Consider the following 24,801-nt stretch of genomic DNA (forward strand, 5'->3'; position numbering starts at 1 on the left):
CCCCGGGGCCCGGCCCCGCACGCACCCCCACGTACAATGGGTGGTCGCGATGGAGCACCGTTACGACCCACAGGAGATCGAGCCCCGCTGGCAGCAGGTGTGGGCGGACGAGAAGACGTGGGAGGTCGACAACGCGGTCCTCCAGGACCCAGCGGTCGACCCCGTCTACGTGCTCGAGATGCTGCCCTACCCCAGCGGCGAGCCGCACGTGGGGCACCTGAAGAACTACGCCATCGGCGACGCCGTGGCGCACTTCAAGCGCCGCCAGGGCAAGACCGTCGTCCACCCGCTGGGCTACGACGCGTTCGGGCTGCCGGCGGAGAACAACGCGATCAAGACCGGCCAGCACCCGCGCGACGCGACGGAGGGGTCGATCGCGTCGTTCCAGGAGCAGTTCCGCCGCTGGGGCGTCTCGATCGACTGGTCCCGCGAGCTCGCCACGCACCGGCCGGAGTACTACCGCTGGACGCAGTGGCTGTTCCTGAAGTTCTTCGCGGCCGGCCTGGTCGAGCGGCGAAGCGCCGCGGTCAACTGGGACCCGGTCGACGAGACGGTCCTGGCCAACGAGCAGGTCATCGACGGTCGCGGCGACCGCTCGGGCGCGCTCGTCGAGATCCGTCAGCTCGACCAGTGGTTCTTCAAGATCACGGACTACGCGCAGCGGCTGCTGGACGATCTCGACACGATCGAGTGGCCCTCCCACGTCAAGACGATGCAGCGCAACTGGATCGGCCGCTCGGCCGGCGCGCGCGTCGCGTTCCGCTGCGAGGAGACGGGCACGGACTACGAGGTCTTCACGACCCGCCCGGACACGCTGTTCGGCGCGACGTTCTTCGTCATGGCCCCGGAGCACCCCGACGTCGACGCGCTCGTCGCCGGGACGCCGCAGGAGGCCGAGGTCAAGGCCTACGTGCAGAAGGCGCTGACCGCCGAGCGCGGCGAGCGCGGCGCGGCCGACAAGCCGAAGACGGGCGTCGCGCTGGGCCGGCACGTCATCAACCCCGTCAACGGCGACCGCCTGCCGATCTACGTGGCCGACTACGTCCTCATGGACTACGGGACCGGCGCGATCATGGCCGTCCCCGGGCACGACCAGCGCGACTTCGACTTCGCGCAGGCCTACGGTCTGCCCGTCAAGCGGGTCATCGCCGGCGCCAACGTCGGCGCGCCCGACGACCACCTGGGCGACGAGGCGGCGTGGGAGCTCTCGGAGCAGGCGCTGCCCTACGTCGGCGACGGGCCGGTCGTGAACTCGCATCCCGACTTCGACGGGCGCCACAACCGCGAGGCGCTCGAGGGGATGAACGCCTGGCTGGCCGAGCAGGGCAAGGGCGAGGCGTCGATCAACTTCCGGCTGCGCGACTGGCTCGTCTCGCGCCAGCGCTACTGGGGCTGCCCGATCCCGGTCGTCCACTGCCCGGAGCACGGGATCGTCCCGGTGCCCGAGGACCAGCTGCCGGTCGTCCTGCCCGACGTCGAGGACTACAAGCCCAAGGGCAAGTCGCCCCTGGCGGCGGCCGAGGAGTGGGTCAACACGACCTGCCCGACCTGCGGCGGCCCGGCGAAGCGCGAGACCGACACGCTCGACACCTTCGTCGACTCGTCCTGGTACTTCCTGCGCTACACCGACGCGCTGAACGCCCAGGCGCCGTTCGACCCCGCGATGACGAACGCGTGGATGCCGGTCGACCAGTACATCGGCGGGGTCGAGCACGCGATCCTGCACCTGCTGTACTCGCGGTTCTTCTGCAAGGCGCTCACCGACATGGGCGTCCTGAACGTCAACGAGCCGTTCCAGAACCTGTTCACGCAGGGGATGATCACGAAGGACGGCGCGAAGATGTCCAAGTCGAAGGGCAACGTGGTCGCGCCGCGCGCGATCATCGAGCGCTTCGGGGTCGACACCGCGCGGACCTACGTCTGCTTCCTCGGGCCGCCCGACCAGGACGCCGACTGGTCCGACGAGGGCGTCGAGGGCGTCCACCGGTTCCTCTCGCGCCTGTGGCGCCTGTCGGCCGAGGCCGCCGAGCACGGCAGCCCCGACGCCGCGGTCGGCCGGGGCATCGACTTCGAGCCCGAGGGCGACGACCTCGAGCTGATCCGCAAGACGCACTGGGCGATCGACAAGGTCAGCCAGGACCTCGACGGCCGCTTCGCCTTCAACACGGCGATCGCCGCGGTGATGGAGCTGACCAACGCGATCTCGTCGCGGCGCAACGCCGTGGCCGGCGGCGACGGCGGCCCGGCGACGGTGACGGGCGAGGACGCCGACCGCGCCTGGGCGGCGATCCGCTTCGCGGCGGCGACCGCCAGCTCGCTGCTGCAGCCCTTCGCGCCGCACCTGTCCTCCGACGCCTACGAGCGCCTGACGGGCGTGCGGGTGTGGGAGCAGGAGTGGCCGACGGCCGAGCAGCGCTTCCTCCAGCGCGACGAGTTCGAGCTCGTGATCCAGGTCCAGGGCAAGGTCCGCGACCGCGTGATGGCCCCGACCGGCGCGTCGAAGGACGAGCTGCAGGAGCTGGCGATGGGCCGCGAGAAGCTGCAGCCGTTCCTCGAGGGCAAGACGATCGTGAAGACGATCGTGGTCCCGGGGAAGCTCGTCAACGTGGTGGTGCGGTAGAGCGACGGGCGCGCGGCGGGGCGGCCCGCCGCGGCACCTCGTCGTGACGCAGGCCGGCGTCCGGACGGCCCTGCGTCCGGACGTAGACCGGCGATTGCCGCATCGCATCGTCGGGACACGGGATCGTCACAAGGGGCCGCGGGACCGCGAACTACCGTCGGTAGCGTCGCCGCGCGGCGGGGAGGACGTCGCCTGCAGGCGACGTCCTCGTGAGCCGCGTGCCCCCGGCCGTCGTGGCCGGACCGCGACGTCTCGTCCCCGCCCGAGGTCGCCATGCCCCGCCGCTCCGCGTCACCCGCCCGTGCCGTTCCCCGCCTCCTCGCCGCGGTGCTCGCCGCCTCGTGTGGCCTCGCCGTCGGGGCCACCGGCGCCGCCGCGCAGGCGCTCGACCCGACGCCGTCCGCGACACCGGACCGCATCGCCCTCGGCCTGACCACGACACCGCAGCACCGCCAGGCGATCACCTGGCGGACCGACGAGGCGGTGAAGAGCGGCCGGGCCGAGGCCGTGCCGGTGGGGGACGGGCCGACGACGACGGCGGACGCCGACAGCCGGACCACCGTCGGCTTCGGCACGTGGACCTACACCTCGCGCCACCACACCGCGGTGCTCACCGGGCTCCGGGCCGACACGGAGTACCGCTACCGCGTCGGCGACGGCGACGGCGAGCGCTGGAGCACGTGGCGCCGGTTCCGCACCGCCCGCGACGACGACCCGCGACCGTGGTCCTTCCTCTACTTCGGCGACGCGCAGAACGACGTCCTCGCGAAGTTCGCCCCCGTCGTGCGGCAGGCGCAGGCGACCGTTCCCGACGCTGCGCTCGCGGTGCACGCGGGCGACCTCATCAACAACGCGGACCAGGACCACCAGTGGTCCGAGTGGTTCGCCGCGACGGACGGTCTGAGCGACACGCGGCCGTCCGTGACGACGCCCGGCAACCACGAGTACTCGGGCGACCAGCTCACCCGGCAGTACGGGGCGCACTTCCCGGCGGGCGGCACCGCGGGCCCGATGTCGTCGTTCTACGCGGATCACGGGGGCGTGCGCTTCGTCTCGGTCAACGCGAACGACAAGGTGCCGTTCCTCACCGGTCAGCAGGCCTTCGTCCGCAACGCGCTGCGCGACAACCCGCACCGCTGGGCCGTGGTGGTGGCCCACCAGCCGGTGTTCTCCAACTCGGACGGCCGGGACAGCTCCGGCGTCCGCCTGAACTGGCGCTCGATCTACCAGGAGGAGAACGTCGACCTGGTGCTCCAGGGCCACGACCACACCTACGGCCGCGGGTACGTCAACGCGGACCGGACCGGCACGCCCGGGGTCACGACGGGCCCGGTGTACGTGGTCGCGAACGCCGGGCCGAAGTACTACGACCTGGCGCCGGACGACGCGAACGACTGGACGGCGAACGACGCCACCCGCGTCGTCGGCTACGACCAGACCTCCACGTTCCAGCACATCCGCGTCGAGAAGAATCGGCTGGTGTACCGCTCCTACGCCGCCGCGAAGGGCCCCGAGGCCGACGCCCCCGGCCAGCTCGGGGACGTCGTCGATGCCTTCACCGTCACGAAGACCGCCAACGGCGGCAAGCGCGTGGCCGAGGGCGCGGACGGGGAGGACGGGACCGAGACGCCGGCGCCGGAGGACGGAGACGGATCCGGCACGCCCGCACCGGGGGACGGGGACGGCTCCGGGACCGCCGGCAGCCCGGACCCTCCGGGCGCGGGCGACGGCCCGGGCGGCACGGTCGGCGGCGGCGGACCTGTCGGTGGGCCGTCGCCCCTCCCGACGCTGACGGTGCCGGGCGGCAGGCCGGGCGCCGCGACGCCGCGTCGGGCTGCTGTGCGGTGGCTCGCCGTTCGGCCCGTGCGCCGCGACGGCTCGGTGCAGGTGCGGGTGCCTGCGGGCGGGCGGCTCGTCGTGACGTCGAAGGCCCGCGGGGCCCGGGCGTTCACGACGACCAGGCGCGTGGGGCGCGCCCGCGACCGGGCCGGCACGGTGGCGCTCCGTCTGCGCCCCACAGCGGCCGCTCAGCGGCGGCTGCGTCGCACCGGCCGGCTGGCCGTCCGGCTGCGCCTGAGCTTCCGCGACGACGGCGGGCGCACCCGCACGTCGACGCGCGCCGTGACGCTGCGCCGCCGGTAGGCGGGCGGTCGCCGGGCCGCCGCCCCGCCGCGATGCGCGGTGGGGCGGCGGGGTTTGCGCTCGGCCGGCCCGCGCGGCCCGCGCGCGACCGCGAAGGCCGGGGACTCAGTCCCCGGCGACCCCTGTGTCGACCCGCCGCGTCTCGGCGGCGGCGACCGCCCGCTCCACCGCATCGACGTCGCGCACCGCGCCCGTGTCGGCCGAGGTCGCCATCGCCGCGTAGGCGCGCAGGGCGGGGGAGACGACGCGGTCGCGCGCCACGGGGACGTAGCCGCCGGACGCCTCGAGCCGCTCGCGACGCTCGGCGAGCTCGTCCTCGGGCACCTCGAGCGTGATCGTGCGGCCCGGGATGTCGATGGCGATCGTGTCGCCGGTCTCCACCAGCGCGATCGTCCCGCCGGAGGCCGCCTCGGGCGAGACGTGGCCGATGGAGAGGCCGGACGTGCCGCCGGAGAAGCGGCCGTCGGTGATCAGCGCGCACGCGGCGCCGAGGCCGCGGCCCTTGAGGTACGAGGTCGGGTAGAGCATCTCCTGCATCCCCGGGCCGCCGCGGGGGCCCTCGTAGCGGATGACGACGACGTCGCCCTCCTTCACGCGGTCGCCGAGGATCGCGTCCACGGCGTCCTCCTGCGACTCGACGACGACCGCCGGGCCGGAGAACCGCAGGATCGACTCGTCGACGCCCGCGGTCTTCACGACGCAGCCGTCCTGCGCGAGGTTGCCGTAGAGGATCGCCAGGCCGCCGTCGGCCGAGTAGGCGTGCTCCACGTCGTGGATGCAGCCGTCGGCGGCGTCGGTGTCGAGCGACTCCCAGCGCTCGGACTGCGAGAACGCCAGGGCGGAGCGCTTGCAGCCCGGGGCGGCGTGGAAGAGGTCGACGGCGCGCTCGCTCGGCTTCGGCCCGCGGACGTCCCACTCCGCCAGCCACTGGGTCAGGTCCGGGGAGTGCACCGTGTGGACGTCCTCGTGGAGCAGCCCGCCGCGGTGCAGCTCGCCGAGGATCGCCGGGATGCCGCCCGCGCGGTGCACGTCCTCCATGAGGTACGTGCCGTTCGGAGCCACCTTGCACAGGCACGGGACGCGCTTGGACAGCTCGTCGATGTCGCGCTGCGTGAAGTCCAGCTCGGCTTCCTGCGCGGCGGCGAGCAGGTGCAGGACCGTGTTGGTCGAGCCGCCCATCGCGATGTCGAGCGCCATCGCGTTCTCGAACGCCTGCCGCGTCGCGACGGCCCGGGGGAGGACGGACGCGTCGTCGCCGTCGTAGAAGCGCGTGCAGAGCTCGACGACCGTGCGGCCGGCGTCCTCGTACAGCGCCTTGCGGGCCGTATGGGTCGCCAGCGTCGAGCCGTTGCCCGGGAGGGAGAGGCCCAGGGCCTCCGTCAGGCAGTTCATCGAGTTGGCCGTGAACATGCCCGAGCACGAGCCGCAGGTGGGGCAGGCGGCCTCCTCGATGATCGCGATGTCCTCGTCCGAGACCTCGTCGGCGACGGCCTCGGCGATCGCGGTGACGAGGTTCAGCCGCTTGCGCACGGTGCCGTCGACGAGGGTGGCCGAGCCGCCCTCCATCGGCCCGCCGGAGACGAAGACCGTCGGGATGTTCAGCCGCAGCGCGGCGTTCAGCATCCCCGGGGTGATCTTGTCGCAGTTCGAGATGCAGACCAGCGCGTCGGCGCAGTGGGCCTGCACCATGTACTCGACGCTGTCGGCGATGAGGTCGCGCGAGGGCAGCGAGTAGAGCATCCCGCCGTGACCCATGGCGATGCCGTCGTCGACCGCGATCGTGTTGAACTCGCGCGCGATGCCGCCCGCGGCCTTCACGGCCTCGGACACGATCGTGCCGACGGGCGCCAGGTGCGTGTGCCCCGGGACGAACTGCGTGTACGAGTTCGCGACCGCGACGATCGGCTTGCGGCCGATGTCCGCGGCGTCGACCCCGGACGCCCGCATGAGCGAGCGGGCACCGGCCATGTTGCGCCCGTGGGTGACGGTCCGTGAACGGAGAGGCGGCATGACGGAAGGGTAGCCGCGCCGCTCCCGGAGCCGCCCGGGAACGCGCGTCCCTGCGTCGGATCGGCACGGGACCGGCGCGAAGACGGGGTCCCGCGCAACGCCGCGACTCGTAGCGTCGTCGGGGTGCTCGACCGTCCCTGGGTGCGCCTCGTCCTCGGGGTGCTCGCCGCCGCTGCGCTGGGTGCGCTCGCGGCGCGCGTGGCCCTGTCCGTGCCGTCGGGGAGCGGGGCCGGGGCCGGTGGGAAGGCGGCGTCCTTCGGCGGCTCGGGGAGCGGCCCGGGGGCCGGTCGCTCGGGTGGCTCGGGGGGCGGGGGCGGGTCGTGGTCCGCGGGGTCCGGGGCGGGCGGCGACTCCGGCGGCGCCTCGGCGGGCGGCGGGTCGGGGTCGGGCGTGTCGGCGACGGTGGGCGGCGGCTCGGGCACCGTCACGGTCCACGTCACCGGGGCGGTACGGCGGCCGGGGGTGTACGAGCTGGACGAGGGGGCGCGCGTCTTCGAGGCCGTGCGCAAGGCGGGAGGGGCGAAGCCGGGCGCGGACCGGCAGGGTCTCAACCTCGCCGCACCCGTGCGCGACGGTCAACAGGTGCTCGTCCCGGAGCGGGCGCCCGCTCCGGCACCGGGCGGCGGCGGGACGGCGGCGCCCGGAGGGAGCGGTGGCGCGGCGGCCGGCGGCGCGGCCGGCGCGCCCGTCGACCTGAACACCGCGAGCCTCGAGGAGCTGCAGACGCTCGACGGCGTGGGCGAGGCGACGGCGGAGAAGATCCTGAAGCTGCGCGAGGAGCGCGGCGGGCTCGGCGGCGTGGACGACCTCGACGAGGTCCCCGGGATCGGTCCGAAGAAGCTCGAGGCGCTGCGGGAGCAGCTCGGCGGATGAGCGCCCGGTGGCCGCAGCACCACGTCGCCCTGATCGCCGCCGTCGGCCTGGTCGTCGGGCCGCGCTGGCCCGTGGCCGTCGTGGTGCTGTGCGCGCTGGCGTGGGCGACGCAGCCGCGTCCGGGCTGGGCGTCGGTGGCGGTGGCCGTCGCGCTGCTGGCCTCCGTCGGCGGCGCCTGGCGTGCGGCCCAGGCGCAGGAGACGGCGCGGGTGCCGCTCGCGTCGGGCCCGGCGGTGGGCCCCGACGAGCCGGTCGAGGTACTCGAACCCGCCGAGCGGGCGCTCGACGGGCGCTGGCGGACGACGGTGCGCCTGCGGGGCGCCACGGTGGAGCTGCGCACTCCGGTGGCGGCGGCCGCACCGGCGCTCGTCACCGGACGGCTCGTGCGGGTGCGCGGCAGCGTGCGCCCGGTGGCCGAGGGTGCGGTCGGCGCGCGGGCCCGGGGGATCGCCCTGACGCTCGACGCGGTCGTCGTCGGCGACGCGGGTCGTCGCGGCGGCTGGCGGGGGTGGATCGACCGGGTGCGCGAGCGGGCGGAGGCCACGCTCGCGTTCCGGGGCGAGGCGTCGGGGGCGGACGCGGGTGGCACCAGCGCCGGTCGGGGCGAGGCGTCGTCCGCGGACGCCGGCGGCGCCACGGGACCCGGTGAGAGCGGACCGCGCACGGCGCTCCTGCGCGGCATGGTCCTCGGTCAGGACCACGCGTTCACGGACGAGCAGGAGGAGACGTTCCGGCGCTCCGGGCTCTCGCACCTGGTGGCGGCGAGCGGGCAGAACGTGGCGCTCGTCGCGGCGCTCGTGATCGGGCTGGGGGCGCTCGCCGGCATCCGGCGTCCGTGGCGGATCGCGTGGGCGATCGCCGCGGTGGCCGTCTACGTGCCGCTCGCCGGGGCCGGGCCGTCCATCCGCCGCGCGGGGGTCACCGGCATCCTCACGCTGCTCGCGCTCGGGCTCGGGCGCCCGGCCGACCGCTGGTGGGCGCTGCTGCTCGCGGCGATCGCCACGGTGCTCGCCGACCCGTCCTCGCCCGGGCAGCTGGGGTGGCAGCTGAGCTTCGCCGCGGTGCTGGGGCTGCTCGTGCTCGTCGACCCGCTGACGGCCGCCGCCAAGCGCGTGGGCTGGCCGGGGTGGCTCGGCGCGGCGGCCGCGGTGCCGCTCGGCGCCGGGCTCGCGACCGCGCCGGTGCTGGCCGCGGGCGTCGGCGACGTCTCCCTCACCAGCCTGCCGGCCAACATCGTGGTCGAACCCGTCGTCGCGCCGCTGACGTGGATCGGGATGGTCGCCGGGGTGCTCGGGCCCGAGGGCGCCCCCGTCAGCGGCTGGCTCGTCGCGGCGACCGGACCCCTCCTGGACTGGACGACGGGGGTGGCGGTGTGGGCCGCGTCACCGGAATGGGCGGTCGTGCGCCCCGCGCCCGCGACGGCGCTGGCGCCCGTGCTGGCCCTGCTCGCCGTCCTCGTGGTGGTGCGACGCCCGCCGTGGCTCGTGCACGCGCAGGATCTCGGACGCCGCCGCCTGCTCCGCGCGCCCGGCGGTCGGCGCGTGCTCCGGGTGCTGCGCGCACGCCGGGGGCCGCGGGGGCGGGCCGTCGCCGTGTGCGGTGCCGCGGCCGCGGCGGGGGCGATCGCGGTCGGGGCGCGAGCGGCCACTGCACCGGTCCCGGTCGGCCCGGACGGCGTCGTGGTGCTCGCGGTCGGGCAGGGCAGCGCCACGCTCCTGCGTCAGGGCGGGAGGACGATCCTGGTCGACGCCGGGCCGGCCGACGGGCGCATCCTCGACCGGCTCGCGGAGCACGGGGTGCGGCGGCTCGACGCGCTCGTCCTCTCCCACGCAGCCGCCGACCACACGGGTGGTGCGCCCGCGGTGGCGGCCCGCCTGCGGCCCGCGCTGCTCGTCGACGGACGCAGCGGCCACGACGACCCGGGAACGGCGGTGGCCGCCCAGCTCGTGACGGCCGCGGGTGGGCGCGTCGTCCCCGCCCGGACGGGTCTGTGGGTGACCGCCGGCGCGCTGCGGGCCGAGCTGCGCTGGCCGCCACCCCGGACGGGGCCCGCGCCCGCGGGCGAGGATCCGAACGACCAGGCCGCGGTCCTGCGCGCCACCGTCGGCGGGGTCCGCGTCCTGCTGCCGAGCGACCGAGAGGGCGCCCCGCTGCGCCGGGCGGCCGGCGGGCCGGTGGACCTGCTGGTGCTCCCGCACCACGGCAGCGCGGACCCGGACGTGCCGCGGCTGCTCGAGGCCGTGAGCCCGCGGATGGCCGTGGCACAGGTCGGCGCGGGCAACACCTACGGCCACCCCGCGCCCGAGACGACCGACGCGGTCCGGGCCGCCGGCGTGCCGCTGCGGCGCACCGACCGCGACGGCAGCGTCACCGTCACCGCGGCGGACCCGGGTCCCGCCGAGGGGACGGCCGACCGCGCCGCGCGGAGACCAGGCGCCCTGCTCGTCCGGACGACGGGGCAAGGGAGGTGAGGCGGGGCGCCGAGGCGGGGGGACGCCCAGCGCCCCCGCGGTCTCAGGCGGCGGCGCCGTTGCCGTTCGGGGCGTCCGGCAGGCGGACCCCGCGGCCGTGGGGCTCGAGCTCGCCGACCCGCTTGAGGCGGCTGACGGTCGAGGCCACCACCGTGCGCTTCATGCCGCTGATGCGGGCGATGTCGGCGGCGGTGACCCCGGGCTGCTCGGCGATGACGGCAAGGATGGCGCTCTTGTTCGCGCCCTGGCGGCGGCGGACGTTCGGGGCCGGCTTGGGCGCGGCGTCACGCCCTTCGCTCGCGGCGAGGATCGCGCGGAGCTTCTCGGCCTCGTCGAGGTAGGGCTGCAGCTCCTCGAGCCGGGCCTTGACCGTCTGGACCACCTCGTCGAGGACGGCGGGATGGTCGGAGTTCGTGTGCGGAGCCATGGGGGAGCGCGCTGGTCCGGAGGAATCGTCGGGGAACGGGACGACCGCCGGCACGGGGGAGACTGAGAACTTCGTCGCGTCCGCGTGACGGTCGTTCACGTCATCATGACATCGCGCGGTGCCCACGGCCTCCGTCATGGGGCTTCCCGCCCGCGCATCGGGGGGTGCGGACCCACCAAGACGTCCTGCAACCGCGACCTTCTCGGTGCCCGGACGCGCGGCGGGTGGCGAGGTCACCGGCCGCAGCTCGTCGCCCGCGGGGCCGCGGAGCAGTCGCGCACGGCGCGTCCCGCGCTCCGGCGCTGCGCGTCGAGCGGCCGCACCCGCGGCACGACCTCCGCGCCGCCGCGGGGGCGGCGGAGCACCACCGCGAACGAGCGGGGACCGTCCGGCTCGTCCAGGGCGACGGTGCGCACGGTGCGCCGGCGCTCGCCCACGGTCACGCGCACCGCCCGCACGCCGGGGCCTGCCAGGCCGCCGACGACCACACGCTCGGCGGTCAGCGTGGTGGTGGGCACCACGTCCGTCCCCGTCGGCGCGGCGACGCAGTCCGTGGACAAGGCCGCGCCGGGGGCGGAGGAGCCCGAGACCACGAGCGCGGGACAGAGGCGCCCCTCGCTGCGGGTGACCTCGAGCCGCCAGGAGGCACCGCCGACGGCGCCGGAGGCCACGACGCCGGGCGACGCGTCGCCCCCATGATCGGACGCCAGATTCAGCGCCGTGGCGGTTGCGCCCACCGTGCAGCCCAGCAGGGCCAGCACGGCGCCGCGGCGCAGCAGTCGGCCGGTCGTCCCACCGGCGCCGGAGGTCGACCGCCCGCGCGGCCGGGAGACCGGCCGTTGGAGGGTCTCGGAGGCCGTCCGCTCACGAGGACCCGAGAACGGCCGTCGCCGGGCCCGTGGCGCCTCGGCGGTCGACGGGGGCGGCGCACCCGCCGACGATCCGGTCACCGCCCCCGCGGGTGCGGCCTCGGCCGCGAGCGCCAGGCCCCGGATGTGGTCCTCCAGCTCGGCGAGGATCGGGAGCTGCGGGTCGTAGTGCATCGGTGCTTCGGGTCGTCTTGGGCTCATCGGCCGCCCCGCCAGTCGTCGAGGGCGGGACCGAGGCGGTCGCGAAGGGTGCGCAGTGCGCGGTGGACGCGGGCGCGGGCCGCGTCCTGGCGGATCCCCAGCCGGCGGCCCACCGCGGCGTAGCTCAGGCCGTCGACGACGTGCAGCTGCACGGCGGCGCGGGTCTCCACCGGCAGGTCGCCGAGGTGCTGGGTCACGGCGGTGCGGAGCGTCAGGGTTCCCGCGAGCTCCTCGACGCGCTCGAGCTCCTGGTCGGTGAGCGCGCGGCGCTGTCGGGTGGACGTGCGCTCGTGCTCCTCCTCCCGGTGCTCGCGCGCCTGGGCGCCCGTCAGGACGGACTGGGCGATCCGCCACAGCCAGCCGCTCAGCTCGGACTCGTCCTTTCCGCGGAACTGCTCGCGGCGGGCGATGACGAGCTCGAACGTGTCGGCGACGAGGTCGACCGCCCGCTCCGGGTCGTGCACGCGCCGCTGGAAGAAGATCAGCAGCGTCTCCGCGTTGCGGCGGTAGAGGTGGGTGATCCCGTCGGCGTCGAGCAGGAGGGTCGGATCGGGCATGCTCAGGGCCGGACGCTGAGGTCGACGTCGGCGAGCGTGGCGCTGAGGGTGCCCGACCGGACCCGCTCGCGCGCGAGGAACGCGTCGAGGCCCATGCCGGGGCGCGGGCGCACGAGGCCCTGCGTCCGGAGCGTCCGCGCCCACGACGGCCCCGTGACGACGCGTCGCAGCCGCGCGCGCAGCCGCCGCAGCTCGTGGGCCGGGGTGCTGCCGGGCGCCACGAGGGCGATCCACCGCGTCGGGGCCTGGCCCCCCGGCCACGCGCCGGAGAGCCGCCGCAGCCGGTCCACGGGGTCGACGCCCTCGGCGGATCCGCGCGTGCCGACGACGACGTCGGCGTCGCGACCCGCGACCGCGCGCGACGCGTCGCGCGCGGAGACGAAGGTGCGGTAGGAGACGGTGCCCTCGACCCGCGCGTCCTGCACGAGCCGGGCCAGCGCGGCGCGGGACCAGGAGTCGAGCCCGACGCCGAACACACGGCGCTCGGGGGCCGCGCGCATCACGCGGGCGAGCTGGGCGACCGTCCGCAGCGGCGAGCCGGGGGCGACCTCGAGGGTCAGCGGGTCGGCGGCGACGAGGGCGACGGCCCGCGCGTCCTCGAGCTGGTGCCACGCCCGCTCGGCCCGCAGCGCGACGCCGGGGACGATCGTCTCGCCGCGGTCCTGCTGGAGCTGGACGAGCGTCTGCGGCGTGAGGACGAGCAGCCGCCTGCGGCTGCCCTCGCCGACGCCGAGCACCGACTCGACCGCCGTCGTGGTGGCGCCCGGCAGGCGCTCGGCCACGGTCCGCGTCGCGTCGGCGCGGTCCTCGTCCTCGTCCTCCCGGTCGGCCTCGTGGGACCCCTCGGCCCGGCCACCACCGGGCGTGTCGCCGCCCGTCGCCGCACTGCCCGTCGCCCGGCCGGCCGGCGCGTTGAGCGCCGCGGCCAGCGCCTGGGTCATGGCGCCCACCGGGTCCGCGGCCTCCGTCCCGGTGACGGAGAGCCGCAGGCCGCTCGGCCGGCTCGCCGCGTCGGCGGAGGGCTGGAACGGGCGGAAGGGGTGACGGAGGAAGTCGCTCAGGACGAAGACGACGACGACCGTCAGGAGCGCGGGCCACGCCAGGCGCTGCCAGGCCGGAGCGGACGACACGGTGCCGCCTGCCCCGCCTGTCGCCCGCCGCCCGCGCCGCCGGTCCGGATCAGGCGCGGTCGCCGGAGTTCTGCTCGGCGTCGTGGTGCGCGCGGTCGACGCCGGCGCCGAGGGTGCCCGCGGCGGCCGTCGGCAGGGCGATGGTCTCGATCGGGGTCTCCTTCACCGCCGCCAGCAGGGCGTCGAGGGCGTGGCCGGAGAGCGTCTCGAACTCGACGAGGGCGCGGGCCGTCTCATGGACGGTCTCCCAGTTCGCGCGCAGCACGACCGTGGCGCGCGCCTCGGCCTCGCCGACGAGGCGGGCGACCTCGCCGTCGATGAGGTTCAGCGTCTCCGGGCCGGTCGATCCGAGGTCCTGCAGCGCGTTGCCGAGGAACACCTCGCCGCCGGCCTCGCCGACGGTGACGTGGCCCAGGCGGCGCGACATGCCGAAGGACGTGACCATGGAGCGCGAGAGCTTCGTCGCCGCGTGGAGGTCGTCGCTCAGGCCGGTGGACTCCTCGCCGAACTCGATGAGCTCGCCCGCGGTGCCGGCCATGATGGCGGCGAGCTGGCGCTCGAGGTCGCGGCGCCCGTGCATCACGGCGTCCTTGTCGGTCATCATCGACGCGGCGGTGCCGAGCTGGCGGCCGCGGGCGACGATCGACAGCTTCTGGGCCGAGACCGTCTGGCCGACGGCGCGGGTGACGACGGCGTGGGAGGCCTCGTGGACGGCGATCGTCCACTGCTCGTCCTCGGACAGCACGTGGCGCTTGGCGGGGCCGGCGACGACGCGGTCGATGGCCTCCTCGAGCGTCTTCTGATCGATCGTGTCGCGCTGCTCGCGGACCGTCAGCAGCGCGGCCTCGTTGACGAGGTTGGCCAGCTCGGCGCCGGAGAACCCGGGGCAGAGCTTGGCGATCTGCTGCAGGTCGACGTCCTCGTCGAACTGGCGACCGCGGGCGTGCAGGTTGAGGATCTCGAGGCGGCCGTGGACGTCGGGCACGTCGATGACGACCTGGCGGTCGAACCGGCCCGGACGCAGGAGCGCGGGGTCGAGGATGTCCGGGCGGTTCGTGGCGCCCATGACCACGACGCCGGCGTCGCCGCCGAAGCCGTCCATCTCGACGAGCATCTGGTTCAGCGTCTGCTCGCGCTCGTCGTTGCCCTGGCCGACGCCGGCGCCACGCTTGCGGCCGGCGGCGTCGATCTCGTCGATGAAGATGATGGACGGGGCGGCCTTGCGGGCCTTCGCGAAGAGGTCGCGGACACGGGCCGCGCCGACGCCGACGAGCGACTCGACGAACTCGGCGCCCGAGGCGGAGAAGAACGCCGCGTCGGCCTCGCCGGCCGTGGCGCGGGCCAGCAGCGTCTTGCCGGTGCCGGGAGGACCGACGAGCAGGACGCCCTTCGGTGCCGCGGCACCCTGGGAGAGGTACTTCTGCGGGTCGTCGAGGAAGTCGCCGATCTCGCGCAGCTCGGCGAGCGCCTCGCCGGCGCCGGCGACGGAGGCGAAGGTGATCTGCGACGCGCCCTTCTTCTTCTTCTTGCCCTTGCCCCGGAAGGACGAGAACCCGGCGATGCCGGAGCTCGCGTCCCCCGCCTGGCGCGTGAAGAACGCGAACAGCGTGACGAGCAGCAGGATCGGCAGGAGGAACTGGACGATCACCGTGCGCGTCGGCTTGTCGGACTGCGGGTTGATCGTCGCCAGCGCGCCGGAGCGGTGCAGGCGCAGCAGCAGGTCGTTCGTCGCCGTGTCCGAGGACGGGTAGTCCGCGTAGACGAGGCTGCCGTTGTCGAGGCGGGCGACGACCTGGTGGTCGCGGTCCAGCAGCTCGGCGGACCGGATGCGCTCGGCGCGGGACAGGCTCAGCACGTTGCTGTAGGAGATCTGCTGCCCCTCACCGCCCGGCTTGAGCGACCCCAGCAGGCTGAAGAAGGTGATGGTCACCGCGATGGCGGCCACCAGGAGGAACAAGGCCATCTTGTCCCGGATCAGCCACTTCCAGATCGCGCGGAGGACGTCGACGACGACGGTCCCTGCGTCCCGTAGAGGGGAGCGCTTGCGGTTCTGGGCGGCCAGGCGTGGGTTGCTCACGGAGTCTCGCTGCAGTCGTTCGGACGGAGGGGGTGTCGATGAGGTGCGCGGCGGTCGCTCTCGGCGCCCCGGTCGCGCGAGGCGAACCGGGGGCCGGGGGACGGGACGCACGCACCACAGCGAGCCGCGGGCACCATATTCGACCTCGTCAGCCGCAAACCGTGAACAGATGCAAGTTCACGACATTGACACAGCCGACGTTCACAACTGGTTCACCGGGCGGTCGGCTGACGCTCCCGGTAGGCGCAGCGGAAGCGCTCCGCGGTGCCGACGGCGACGCCACCGGCGAACCCGCCGACGTCGCCGTTGTCGAAGACGGTGACGTACTGCAGCGTGCTCGGCGTGGGGTTCTTGAAGGACCCCGAGGCGGCGCTCCCGGTGGTCGTGGTGACGACCGTGGAGCTCAGCTCGCGCAGGTGGCGACCGGACGGATCGACGAGGGCCTTCGAGGGGCGGTCGTCGCCGCGGCTCGAGAGGCGGAGCTTCGCGGCGGCGCCCACGAGCTGCCCCGCGGTGGGCAGCCGGCCGCCCAGGCGCACGCAGGCGCGGGCGGCGGCGGCGTGGGTGGCGACGCCGCGGACGCCCCGGTCCATGCACCACGTGCCCAGGTCGGCGGCGTCGGACGGGCACCCGAGCACGGCGTTCTGGGCCCGGAGCTTGCCGATCCGCAGGGCGACCTTGGCCTGGTCGACCGTGGGGATCGCCGCGGCCGGGAACTTGGCCTTCGCGTCGAGGCGCAGGACCTTGCGCGGCTGGGGCTTCGTGGTGGCGCTCACCTTCGAGCCGGCGAGGCTGGTGCCCGTGGCGACGAACGTGACGGCGACCGCCGCGACCAGCAGCGCGAGGACCCCGAGGACGAGGGCGAGGGAGGGGCGGCGCAGCGGCATGGCGGACTCAGCGGGTGGAGGAGGACTTCGGGGACGGCGCGCGCTTCTTCTTCTTGGGCGCCTTCGACGTCTTCGCGGGGCCCGGCACGCGCACGGACTGGCGGACGTTCGTGACGTTGCCCGCCACGTCCTGGGCGCGGACGAGGATCGAGACGGTGGCGGCCTTGCGGTACACGTGGCTGGCGCTGCGGTTCACGGCGTCGGACGTGTCGTCGTCGCCCCAGTCGATCGTCGTGCCGCCCTCGGCGGGCCCGGAGGCCTTGCCCTTGCCGCCCGGGTCCGTGATCCGCACGCGGACGCGGCGGCCCTTGCGGGTGACGGAGACGAGCGGCGGGCGGCGATCGGTGCCGAACGTGGCCTCGGGCGAGACGGTCTCGCCGCCGCCCGTGCGGCTTGCGGCGCTCACCTGGACGGTGTGCTGCCCGTCGCGCAGGGCGCCCGGCTCGAGCTGCAGGCGCCGGGAGTAGACCTTGCGGGCGACGACCTCGCCGTCGATCCGCACGGTGTAGTGGCGCGGCCGCGGGTCGTTCGGCGGCGCCTGCCACGTGATCAGCGGGCGGCGGACGTTCGTCCACTCCGGCGGCGCCTCGACGAGGAACGAGACCGGGGGCGCGTTGACCCGCGCTACTGCGATCTGCCGGACCGCCTGCGCACCCTGGGAGAAGGCGACGAGGGCGTTGCCGTTGCCGGCGTCGCCGATGTCGAGGCCGTCGACCGGGCCGCCGGCCGCGCCCGAGACCGCCTGCATGCGGGTGACCTGGGCGCCGGAGAGCTCGCGGACGACGACCTGGCCGCCGCCCTCGGCCGACGCGTGGGCGACGGTGCCGCGACCGTCGACGCCCTGGGCCGTCACGGGGCCGGGCGCCTCCGGCACGCCGCCGAAGCCGACGAGGTTCGGCGTGGTCGCGCCCGTGCCCTGGGCGACCGTGGCGCCCCCGGCGCCGGACCACGCGAGCAGCACGCCGAAGCGCCCGCCGATCGCCACGCGAGGCGTGCCCGTGATGCCGGCGGGCGGGGCCTGGGCGACCTGCGCGCCGCCGAAGCTCGTGCCGGCACCGCTCTCGGGCTCGTCGAGCTGGTTGAGGTAGATCCGCGCCGGCTGGCCGCGATCCGTCGGGTCGGGCTGCTGGCGCACGGCGACGACGACGCGCCCGTTGTCGGACACCGCCACGTCGACTCCGTCGGCGGCCCCGCGGGCGGGCTTGCCGTCGGCGGTCGTGGGGCTGGCGGGGAGCACGACCCCGAGGCGCTGGCCGAAGATCCGGCGCGTCCACACGCGGTCCTGCAGGGTCTCGTCGGGCTCCTGCCAGGCGACGGCGGCGGAGCCGTCGGCGCCGATGGCGACCTTGGGGCCTGCCGCGGCGGTGGGTAGGCGGACCGGCGTCGTGGGCACGCGGTTGGCGGGCACGCCGAGCCCGCTCCAACGCGAGCCGTTGAACCGCGAGAGCTTGATCTGGGTGCCGACGTAGTTCAGGCCCAGCAGGGGATCGCCGAAGCGCGTGACCCGGTGGTAGACGAGGAGCGCGTCGCCGTTGGGGGCCATCGCCAGGTCGGGGAACGCGGCGCGGGAGTCGCCGATGGTGAAGTCGACGAGCGTCGGTGCGAGGAACTGCGCGGACCCGCGGGGGAGGGCCGCGGAGTACATGGAGTCCTGGCTCGGCGGACCCTCCTGCACCCACGTCACCACGAGCCGGCCGCCGTCGGCCGCGCCGATCCGCGGCCACGTCGACGTGAAGCGCTGGCCCGCGTCGACGCGTTGCGGGGCGTGCCAGCGCTCGCCGTCGTACCGCGCCGCGTAGACGTGGGGGATGCCCCCCTCGGAGCGGCGGAACACGACGCCCCCGGTCCCGTCGGGCGCCATCGCGACCCCACCGACGTCGATGATCGCCGGGTCGGGCCCGGCCACGGTGACGGCGGCGTCCACGTGCGCGGAGGCGGAGGACGGGAGGGTGAGGGCGGTCGCGGCCGCGAGGGCCACGAGGAACGCGGGGCCTGGGCGCAGCGACATCGCGGGGACCGTAGCGGAGGGGAGAGGCCGTTCCCGAACGTCGAGGCCGGTTTCACCACATGGTCACAGCGGCGTCAACCGGCGGGGCGGTTGGTGCCGGCGTTCATCGTCTGGTCACGCGTCGGTCACGAGTCGTCGACATGACGCGTGCCGCGGCGGCCTCAGGCGGAGGACTCGGCGTGAAGTTTGCGCATACGTTGTCGCGCTGATTGCAGAATGTTGACGTTTGGAAGGGCGGTGGTCCGGTTGTGTGGTCGTGCCGCCCACCGCGGCGCGGGACGCCGTCCGACCGGGCGGGCCCGTCGTCTCCCCGGAGCACCCATGTCCGTCACCCGCCGTTCCCTGGCCACCGCCGTCGCGGCCGCCGCCACCCTCGCCCTGGCCGGCGCATCCAGCGCCTCAGCCCAGACGGCCCCCGCCCCGGTCGTGTGCGACGGCACGCTCTCCGGCGTCACCGTCGGCGACGTCACGGTGCGCTACGACAAGAGCTGCACGCTGACGAACGTCGTGGTCGAGGGGACCGTCACGGGCCGGCTCGGCTCGGGGACGATCACCCTGGACCGCACGGCCGTGTCCGGCGACGTCACGACCACGGGCCACCGGCTCGTCGCGACGACGGCCGCCGTCGGTGGGGACGTCGTGGCGACGGAGTCCGACCAGGGCGTGGTCGTCTCGCAGAGCGTCGTCCGCGGCGACGTCACGGTCAGCGCGCCCCAGGGTGAGCTGCGCCTCGGGAGCCTGGAGTCCTCGCGCTACGGCAACGTCATCGGCGGCACGCTCAAGGTCGACACCGCGTTCGTCGACGGCGTCGTCGCGCGCAACGTCGTGGCCGGGGGCCTGCTGCTGACCGGCAACCAGGCGGCCATCGAGGTGCGTCGCAACATCGTGCGTGGCGCGCTGGACTGCCAGGGCAACGCCCCCGACCCCATTGGGGGCTCCAACCTGGCCAGCTCGAAGCTGGGGCAGTGCAGCGCCCTGTAGTCCCCCGCCGCACCGCGGCAGCGTAGGACCCGAGGCCCGCCCGAGTGCGGGCCTCGATCGTTCCCCGCGGCCCCCCCGTGTGCGGGCGCGGTCGTTTCCCGCGGCCCCCCCCGAGTGCGGGCTCGATCGTTCCCCGGATCTTCACCGGAAGGGCAGGCCGGGCGCCTCATGGCGTTAACGTCATATGTACGTGATAAGTAGCAGACTGTTCACGATTGGGGTGCATCCCGGGGCGACCATGCGTACAGCGGCTCGACGAGGCCGCCGCCGCCCCCGGGCGGCGAGCCAGTCCCCCATCCCAAGGTGAACTCATGTCTCACAACTCCATGATCCGTACGGGCATCGCGGTGGCCGGCGCGGCCGCCGCGCTCGCCCTCATCCCGGGCAGCGCGAGCGCCGCGTTCGACGCCGCGCACGACACCCAGTGCGAGAACGCAGGCTCGATCGCCGGCATCGGCGCATCGTTCCAGCGCGACGCGCAGCTGGCCTGGGGCGCCAGGCTCCTCCTCCCGAACGAGGGCGGCCCGAACCCCACCGGCTTCGGCTACGCGACCGCCGCCAACGGCGGGTGCGCCGCGTTCGCCGTGGGCGGCAGCCGCTCGGTCACGTACGAGCCCCGCGGCTCCGGCGACGGCCGCAACGCGTTCGGCGCCACGGGCGGCGTCCGCAACACGAACTTCGCCTTCGGCGGCGCCGACGAGCCGCACAACACGGCGCAGCTCGCGGCCGCCAACGCGGGTCCGACGACGGCGACGACCGACAACGCCACGCTGCACACGATCCCGGTCGCGCAGTCCTCGGTCGCGGTCGACGTGCGGCTGCCGGCGGGCTGCGAGGTCCTGGAGGCCGCCGAGGATCGTCAGATCAGCCGGACGGCGCTGGCCGGCGTCTTCGCGGCGAAGTCCGGCTACACGACCTGGGGCGCGGTCCTGCCGGCGATCACGGGCACGACGGCCGGCGGCGACTGCGCCGACGCGCCGGTCAAGCGCGTGGTGCGCGCGGACAGCTCCGGCACGACGTTCGCGTTCAAGAAGTACCTGGCGTCGATCGATTCGGCGAGCTTCGGCCCCAGCGCCGGTCTCACGAACCAGCAGTGGCCCAACGACGCCGGCGCCACGACGGTCGTTCGCGGCGGAGCGAACGGTGCCGGTCCGCAGCTGGACGCGCTGAACGCGCGGACGGCCGAGGGCGGCATCGCGTACGCCGACCTGGCGACGTCGCGCGACAAGACGTTCGACTGGAGCGGTGACAGCGACGCGACGTTCTGGACCTACGTCCAGCGCGCCAACGGCACCTACGCCACCCCGGCCGTCAACAACAGCTCCTCCGCCACGGGCACGGCTCGGGGCTCCAACTGCACGACGGTCTCCTACGCCGACCCCACCCTCCCCGCGACGTCGCCGCTTCCGACGACCACGGGAAGCTGGTCGAACGTCGACGCGGTGACGACCGCCACCGGCTACGCGATCTGCGCGCTGACCTACTCCCTCGCCTGGCAGCAGGCGTCGCTGGCGAACGTGAACCGCCCGGCGGGTCAGCCGGCGATCACACAGGACCAGGCCCGCGCGGTCAAGGACTACCTCGGCTTCGCCATCAACGCGGCCGGCGGTCAGTCCCAGCTCGCCGCGGCCGGCTATGCCCCGCTCCCGGGCGGCGTTCGCGCGATCGCGCAGACCGGCGTTAACGCCCTGAACTACTAGGGCGCTTGCGCCCGCGGTCCGGCCGCATCGCGGCCGGACCGTAGGTCGCAAACCGACGCGACCCAGGGTTGCTCCGCTTGGGCGGGCCCGAGGCCGCGACCGATCATCAGGGACATCGACGGCCGGAGCGCTTCGCTCCGGCCGTCGTGCGTCCGAGGCGTGCGTACGCCTTCACCGAATCGTCACCGGGGCTGTGGGTCATAACACTCAGGCGTCAATCGACGTCAACCGACACGTCGTCGGTTGCAAGTCGTTCACGTTCTCGAGCGGCGAGAGTCCTAGCGTGTCCCCGGCATGCCGTGTCGGCGCCCCGCGTGCCGCTCCCGTCCCGAACCGATCGGATCCTCGATGTCAGTGTCACCCCCAGATCCCCGCTCATCCGTGCGCCGCTCGAGGCGCCTGCTCCGCTCCACCGTCGTCGGCGCGCTGGCCGCAGCCGCACTCGGCGGAACCGCCGGTGTCGCGCAGGCCGCGACGGACTCGGGGATCCTCCCGGGTTCGCGGATCGTCGCGGGGAGTGAGGTCCACGCCACCGAACAGCTAGGCGACACCCTCTACCTGGGCGGGCCCCTGGCCGTGGGAGTCCGGGCGGCCGGCGTCGCCGCGGTCGACCCGACGACGGGCGTGCTGGACCGCGAGGTGCCCGAGGTGGTCGCCGGCGCGACCGCGAACTACGCCACCGCCGACCGCGTCGTGGCCGACCGTGACGCGGGGGTGTACGTCGTCGGAGTCGGGGCCTTCAACCAGGGCGGATCGGCGCCATCGATCGCGGGAGCGCCGCTGCCGAGCAACTGGACGCACCTGGACGCGTCGGGGTCTGCGGACATGTCGTTGGCCTTGCGGTTCACGAACGATGCCGGCGAGCCGGCCGCCGTTCGCGACGTGGCCGTCTCGGCAGACGGCACGGTGTACGTCTCGGGGGCGTTCACGAAGGTCGATGGTCAGCCGCGTGCGGGTCTGGCGGCGGTGGATGCCGGCGGCGCGCTGACCGACTGGGCGCCGGCGTTGAACGCCGGCCGGGTTGCGCGGCTGTACGCCGCGGGGTCCGACGTGCTGCTCGTCGGGAACATCCCGAACGTCAACGGCGGCGACCCGACGTTCTCCAGCGTGGGTGGGCAGCCCCGGTCGGGTCTGGCGCTGGTGTCGGGTGACACGGGCGCGCCGCGTCCGTGGGCGCCGGCCGGTTTGACGCCGAACGACGCCGAGCTGGTGGCAGTCGACGGGTCGACCGTGTTCCTCGCGTACAACGCCGCGCCGTCACCGGGGTCGAACACGTACCTCGGGACGGTCAGGGCCGTCGACCTCGCCGGCGTTGGCGCGGTACGGAACCTCGAGGCGAATCCGGACGGGTCGATCGCCGCGATCGCTGCACGATCAGGGACGCTGTACGTCTCGGGCGCGTTCACGAAGATCGGGTCGCAGGCGACGCAGCCGTCGCGGAGCGGACTGGCGGAGCTGAATCCTGCGACCGGGGCAGCGGCAGCGTGGAACCCGCCCGCGAAGGCTGGGGCCGGGAGCGCGCTGACGGTGACCGACGACGCGGTGTACGCAGGGGGCAGTCTCGCGATGTCCCCCGAGTATGAAGTCTGTCCCGCGGCGTACTCACGCTCCACCGGCCAGCGCACCGCGTGGGACCCGCGCCTCGGCTCACCTGACGTGTGCGGCGGCGCGAGCTCGCTGGCGGTGTCCGACGGTCGGGTCTGGGCCGCGGGGGCGTTCACGGCGGCGAACACCCAGGCCCGTAAGGGCCTCGCGGCGATCGATGTCGTGCGCGACGAGATCCTGGAATGGGCGCCCGAGGTGACGGGCGGCGGCAACATCAACGACCTCGAGCTCTCCCCGGACGGCTCCACGATGTACGTGGCGGGCTCGGCGATGACGGCGCTCAACGGCGTGCCGCGGCTGAAGGTCGGCGCGGTGGCAACCGCCGGCACGGGTTCCGGCGCCGACGCCGTCCGTCCGTGGGACCCTGCGCCGAGCGCGGCCGTGGTCGACATGGCGGTGTCGCAGGACGGCAACGCCGTCTACCTGGGCGGCTCTTTCACGACGCTGGGCGGGGTGGATCGTCCGCGGCTCGCAGCGACCGCGGCGACCACCGGTGCGCCCACGGCATGGCGTCCGGCGCCGACGACCGGGACGGTCAACGCGATCGAGCTGGCGGAGGACGGCACGATCTACGTCGGCGGCACGTTCACGAAGATCGGCGCACCGGTGGTGGACCGCCTGCGCCTCGCGGCGTTCGCGGGGCAGACGGATGTGCCGACCGCCTGGGCGCCGCAGTCGCCCGCCACGATCCACGACCTAGCTCTGGCCGCCGACGTCGTCTACGTCGGCGGACAGTTCAACGGCGTGATCGGTGGGCAGACGCGCCGCGGAGCGGCGGCATTGGATCCCACGACGGGCGCGGCCACGAGCTGGGATCCGGCGCTCGACGGCAACGTCGGAACGGTCTCGACGACGGCCGACGGCACGGTCTACCTGATCGGAGCCTGGAGCAACGGCTTCACCACAGCGCAGGGGCGGCCGCGTCCTTCCGGCCTGGCCTCGGTCACGCCCGCGGGTACCGTGACGGGCTGGAATCCGGGCAACGTCGCCGCAGATGTCAACCCGCCGTTCCGCGCCGTCAGCCCCGTCTCGACGGAGGTCCGGGCGGCCGGAGATCTGGTGCTCGTGCCGGGGGTGATCGCGGGCGGTTTCGACGGCGTCCCGCAGGCGGGGTTCCTCGGCTTCGGCGTCGTGACGAAGGCACCCGTGTCGACGGCGAAGCCGACCGTGCTCGGCAGGCGGGCGGAGGGCAGCACGCTGACGTGTCGCGCGGGGTCCTACGAAGGCGGCTCGGTCACCCGCAGCTACGCGTGGTTGCGTGACGGTGCGCCGATCGCCGGCCAGACGGGCGTGACCTACACGGTTCGCGAGGCGGACATCTCGAAGCAGGTCGCGTGCCGCGAGACGGCGGAGAACGCGGTCGGGCCGACGAGCACCGACAGCGAGTCGGTGGCGATCGTCCAAGGTGTGCCCGTCAACGACGGCGCCCCCGGGGTCACGGGTACGCCTCAGGTGGGGCAGACGCTGACGTGCACGGAGGGTCAGTGGAACCCGGTGCCGACGTCCTACCGGTACGCATGGCTGCGCGACGGCGCGGTGGTCGAGGGTGCGACGGGCGCGGCCTACCGCGTGACGGATGCGGACGCCGGGAAGGCGTTGCGCTGCCAGGTCCGGGGCGTGAACGAGGCCGGTGCCTCGGAGCCCGCCCGCAGCGCGACGGTCCGGGTGCCCGCGCCGCCGGTGATCGACCCGGGCAACCCGGGGAACCCCGGCGGCCCCGGCAACCCGGGCGGCCCCGGCAATCCGGGGGGCAACCAGCCGCCGACGCCGACCACGCCGACGAACCCGACACCCGTCCCGACAAGGCCCACGCCCCCGCCGGGCCCGGGCCCGAAGCCGCCGGCGCAGGTCGCGAAGCCGAAGGTCTCGGTCTCCGCCAAGGCGGTCGGCGGGAAGGGCCGGAAGATCACGCTGACGGTGGCGCCCTCCGCCGCGGGCCGCGTGACGGTCTCGGCGACGACCGGCAAGGGCCGCAAGCGCGTGACGGTTGGCTCGGGCCGCGCGACGGCGACGAAGGCCGGCGCGCTCAAGATCACGGTCAAGCCGTCGTCCCAGGGCAAGAAGGCCCTGAAGGCCGGACGCACCGCGAAGGTCACGTTCAAGGTGACGTTCACGGGGGAGGACGGCGTCAAGGTGACGGTCACCAAGACGCTGAAGGTCAAGATCAAGCGGTGACCGCAGGTCTCGTGCGCCGCCCGTGGGCGGCGCACGAGCTCGGGACGTGCGCGACGGCGGCGGGGTGG

Annotated in this window: 15 protein-coding genes; 7 read left to right on the forward strand and 8 right to left on the reverse strand. The window is 74.8% G+C overall.

Annotation, left to right across the window (positions count from 1 at the left end):
- The first annotated feature begins 49 nt into the window (after positions 1-49).
- Both leuS and F593_RS31055 read left to right on the forward strand, forming a co-directional pair.
- Positions 50-2,620: a leucine--tRNA ligase gene (gene leuS, locus F593_RS0105645; protein WP_022927782.1), complete on the forward strand. Its 2,571-nt coding sequence runs from the start codon at positions 50-52 to the stop codon at positions 2,618-2,620.
- Positions 2,621-2,893: 273 nt separating this feature from the next.
- Positions 2,894-4,762 carry a purple acid phosphatase family protein gene (locus tag F593_RS31055; protein ID WP_022927783.1) on the forward strand — a complete coding sequence of 623 codons (1,869 nt, stop codon included), beginning with the start codon at positions 2,894-2,896 and terminating at the stop codon, positions 4,760-4,762.
- A 105-nt stretch (positions 4,763-4,867) separates the two neighbouring features.
- On the opposite strand, the gene ilvD is transcribed toward F593_RS31055, so the two are convergent.
- Positions 4,868-6,772, reverse strand: a complete 1,905-nt coding sequence (gene ilvD, locus F593_RS22730) for a dihydroxy-acid dehydratase (protein WP_051160440.1) — start codon at positions 6,770-6,772, stop codon at positions 4,868-4,870.
- A 123-nt stretch (positions 6,773-6,895) separates the two neighbouring features.
- On the opposite strand from ilvD, the gene F593_RS27850 reads away from it, so the two are divergent.
- Complete coding sequence (locus F593_RS27850) at positions 6,896-7,645, forward strand: ComEA family DNA-binding protein (RefSeq protein WP_022927785.1); 750 nt, start codon at positions 6,896-6,898, stop codon at positions 7,643-7,645.
- A complete protein-coding gene (locus F593_RS27855; RefSeq protein WP_022927786.1) occupies positions 7,642-10,116 on the forward strand; it encodes a ComEC/Rec2 family competence protein in 2,475 nt (824 codons plus the stop codon). Before F593_RS27850 ends, F593_RS27855 begins: the two co-directional genes overlap by 4 nt.
- Positions 10,117-10,159: 43 nt before the next feature.
- Here F593_RS27855 and F593_RS27860 read toward each other — a convergent pair whose 3' ends face one another.
- The 7 genes from F593_RS27860 to F593_RS0105700 form a co-directional block, all read right to left on the reverse strand.
- Positions 10,160-10,543: a MarR family transcriptional regulator gene (locus tag F593_RS27860; protein ID WP_022927787.1), complete on the reverse strand. Its 384-nt coding sequence runs from the start codon at positions 10,541-10,543 to the stop codon at positions 10,160-10,162.
- A gap of 233 nt (positions 10,544-10,776) precedes the next feature.
- On the reverse strand, positions 10,777-11,586 hold the full coding sequence (locus F593_RS22745; RefSeq protein WP_022927788.1) for a hypothetical protein: 810 nt from the start codon (positions 11,584-11,586) through the stop codon (positions 10,777-10,779).
- Between the two features lie 23 nt (positions 11,587-11,609).
- A complete protein-coding gene (locus F593_RS27865) occupies positions 11,610-12,170 on the reverse strand; it encodes an RNA polymerase sigma factor (RefSeq protein WP_022927789.1) in 561 nt (186 codons plus the stop codon).
- A gap of 2 nt (positions 12,171-12,172) precedes the next feature.
- Positions 12,173-13,300, reverse strand: coding sequence for a type 2 periplasmic-binding domain-containing protein (locus tag F593_RS0105685; protein ID WP_022927790.1), 1,128 nt, complete (start codon positions 13,298-13,300; stop codon positions 12,173-12,175).
- 49 nt (positions 13,301-13,349) lie between these two features.
- Positions 13,350-15,377: an ATP-dependent zinc metalloprotease FtsH gene (ftsH, locus tag F593_RS22755; RefSeq protein ID WP_022927791.1), complete on the reverse strand. Its 2,028-nt coding sequence runs from the start codon at positions 15,375-15,377 to the stop codon at positions 13,350-13,352.
- A 212-nt stretch (positions 15,378-15,589) separates the two neighbouring features.
- On the reverse strand, positions 15,590-16,264 hold the full coding sequence (locus tag F593_RS0105695; protein WP_022927792.1) for a hypothetical protein: 675 nt from the start codon (positions 16,262-16,264) through the stop codon (positions 15,590-15,592).
- Between the two features lie 7 nt (positions 16,265-16,271).
- Positions 16,272-18,272: a hypothetical protein gene (locus F593_RS0105700; protein ID WP_022927793.1), complete on the reverse strand. Its 2,001-nt coding sequence runs from the start codon at positions 18,270-18,272 to the stop codon at positions 16,272-16,274.
- Between the two features lie 321 nt (positions 18,273-18,593).
- Between F593_RS0105700 and F593_RS0105705 the strand changes: the two genes are divergently transcribed.
- The 3 genes from F593_RS0105705 to F593_RS0105715 all read left to right on the forward strand — a co-directional run bounded on the left by F593_RS0105705 (position 18,594) and on the right by F593_RS0105715 (position 24,733).
- Complete coding sequence (locus tag F593_RS0105705; protein WP_022927794.1) at positions 18,594-19,253, forward strand: hypothetical protein; 660 nt, start codon at positions 18,594-18,596, stop codon at positions 19,251-19,253.
- Positions 19,254-19,564: 311 nt separating this feature from the next.
- Entirely contained in the window at positions 19,565-20,953 is a 1,389-nt protein-coding gene (locus tag F593_RS0105710) for a substrate-binding domain-containing protein (RefSeq protein ID WP_022927795.1), read from the forward strand.
- A 381-nt stretch (positions 20,954-21,334) separates the two neighbouring features.
- The gene (locus F593_RS0105715; RefSeq protein ID WP_022927796.1) at positions 21,335-24,733 is read left to right on the forward strand and encodes a hypothetical protein; all 3,399 of its coding nucleotides are present in this window, start codon (positions 21,335-21,337) and stop codon (positions 24,731-24,733) included.
- Positions 24,734-24,801: the final 68 nt, after the last annotated feature.

The organism is Patulibacter americanus DSM 16676 (assembly GCF_000420025.1).
GTDB classification, from domain to species: Bacteria; Actinomycetota; Thermoleophilia; order Solirubrobacterales; family Solirubrobacteraceae; genus Patulibacter; species Patulibacter americanus.

Bases quoted from the DNA above. Each gene is read 5' to 3' on its own strand.
- F593_RS0105700 (WP_022927793.1), bottom strand. From the start codon at position 18,272: ATGTCGCTGCGCCCAGGCCCCGCGTTCCTCGTGGCCCTCGCGGCCGCG.
- F593_RS31055 (WP_022927783.1), top strand. From the start codon at position 2,894: ATGCCCCGCCGCTCCGCGTCACCCGCCCGTGCCGTTCCCCGCCTCCTC.
- F593_RS0105705 (WP_022927794.1), top strand. From the start codon at position 18,594: ATGTCCGTCACCCGCCGTTCCCTGGCCACCGCCGTCGCGGCCGCCGCC.
- F593_RS27860 (WP_022927787.1), bottom strand. From the start codon at position 10,543: ATGGCTCCGCACACGAACTCCGACCATCCCGCCGTCCTCGACGAGGTG.
- F593_RS0105695 (WP_022927792.1), bottom strand. From the start codon at position 16,264: ATGCCGCTGCGCCGCCCCTCCCTCGCCCTCGTCCTCGGGGTCCTCGCG.
- leuS (WP_022927782.1), top strand. From the start codon at position 50: ATGGAGCACCGTTACGACCCACAGGAGATCGAGCCCCGCTGGCAGCAG.
- F593_RS22745 (WP_022927788.1), bottom strand. From the start codon at position 11,586: ATGCACTACGACCCGCAGCTCCCGATCCTCGCCGAGCTGGAGGACCAC.
- F593_RS0105710 (WP_022927795.1), top strand. From the start codon at position 19,565: ATGTCTCACAACTCCATGATCCGTACGGGCATCGCGGTGGCCGGCGCG.
- F593_RS27865 (WP_022927789.1), bottom strand. From the start codon at position 12,170: ATGCCCGATCCGACCCTCCTGCTCGACGCCGACGGGATCACCCACCTC.
- F593_RS27855 (WP_022927786.1), top strand. From the start codon at position 7,642: ATGAGCGCCCGGTGGCCGCAGCACCACGTCGCCCTGATCGCCGCCGTC.
- ilvD (WP_051160440.1), bottom strand. From the start codon at position 6,772: ATGCCGCCTCTCCGTTCACGGACCGTCACCCACGGGCGCAACATGGCC.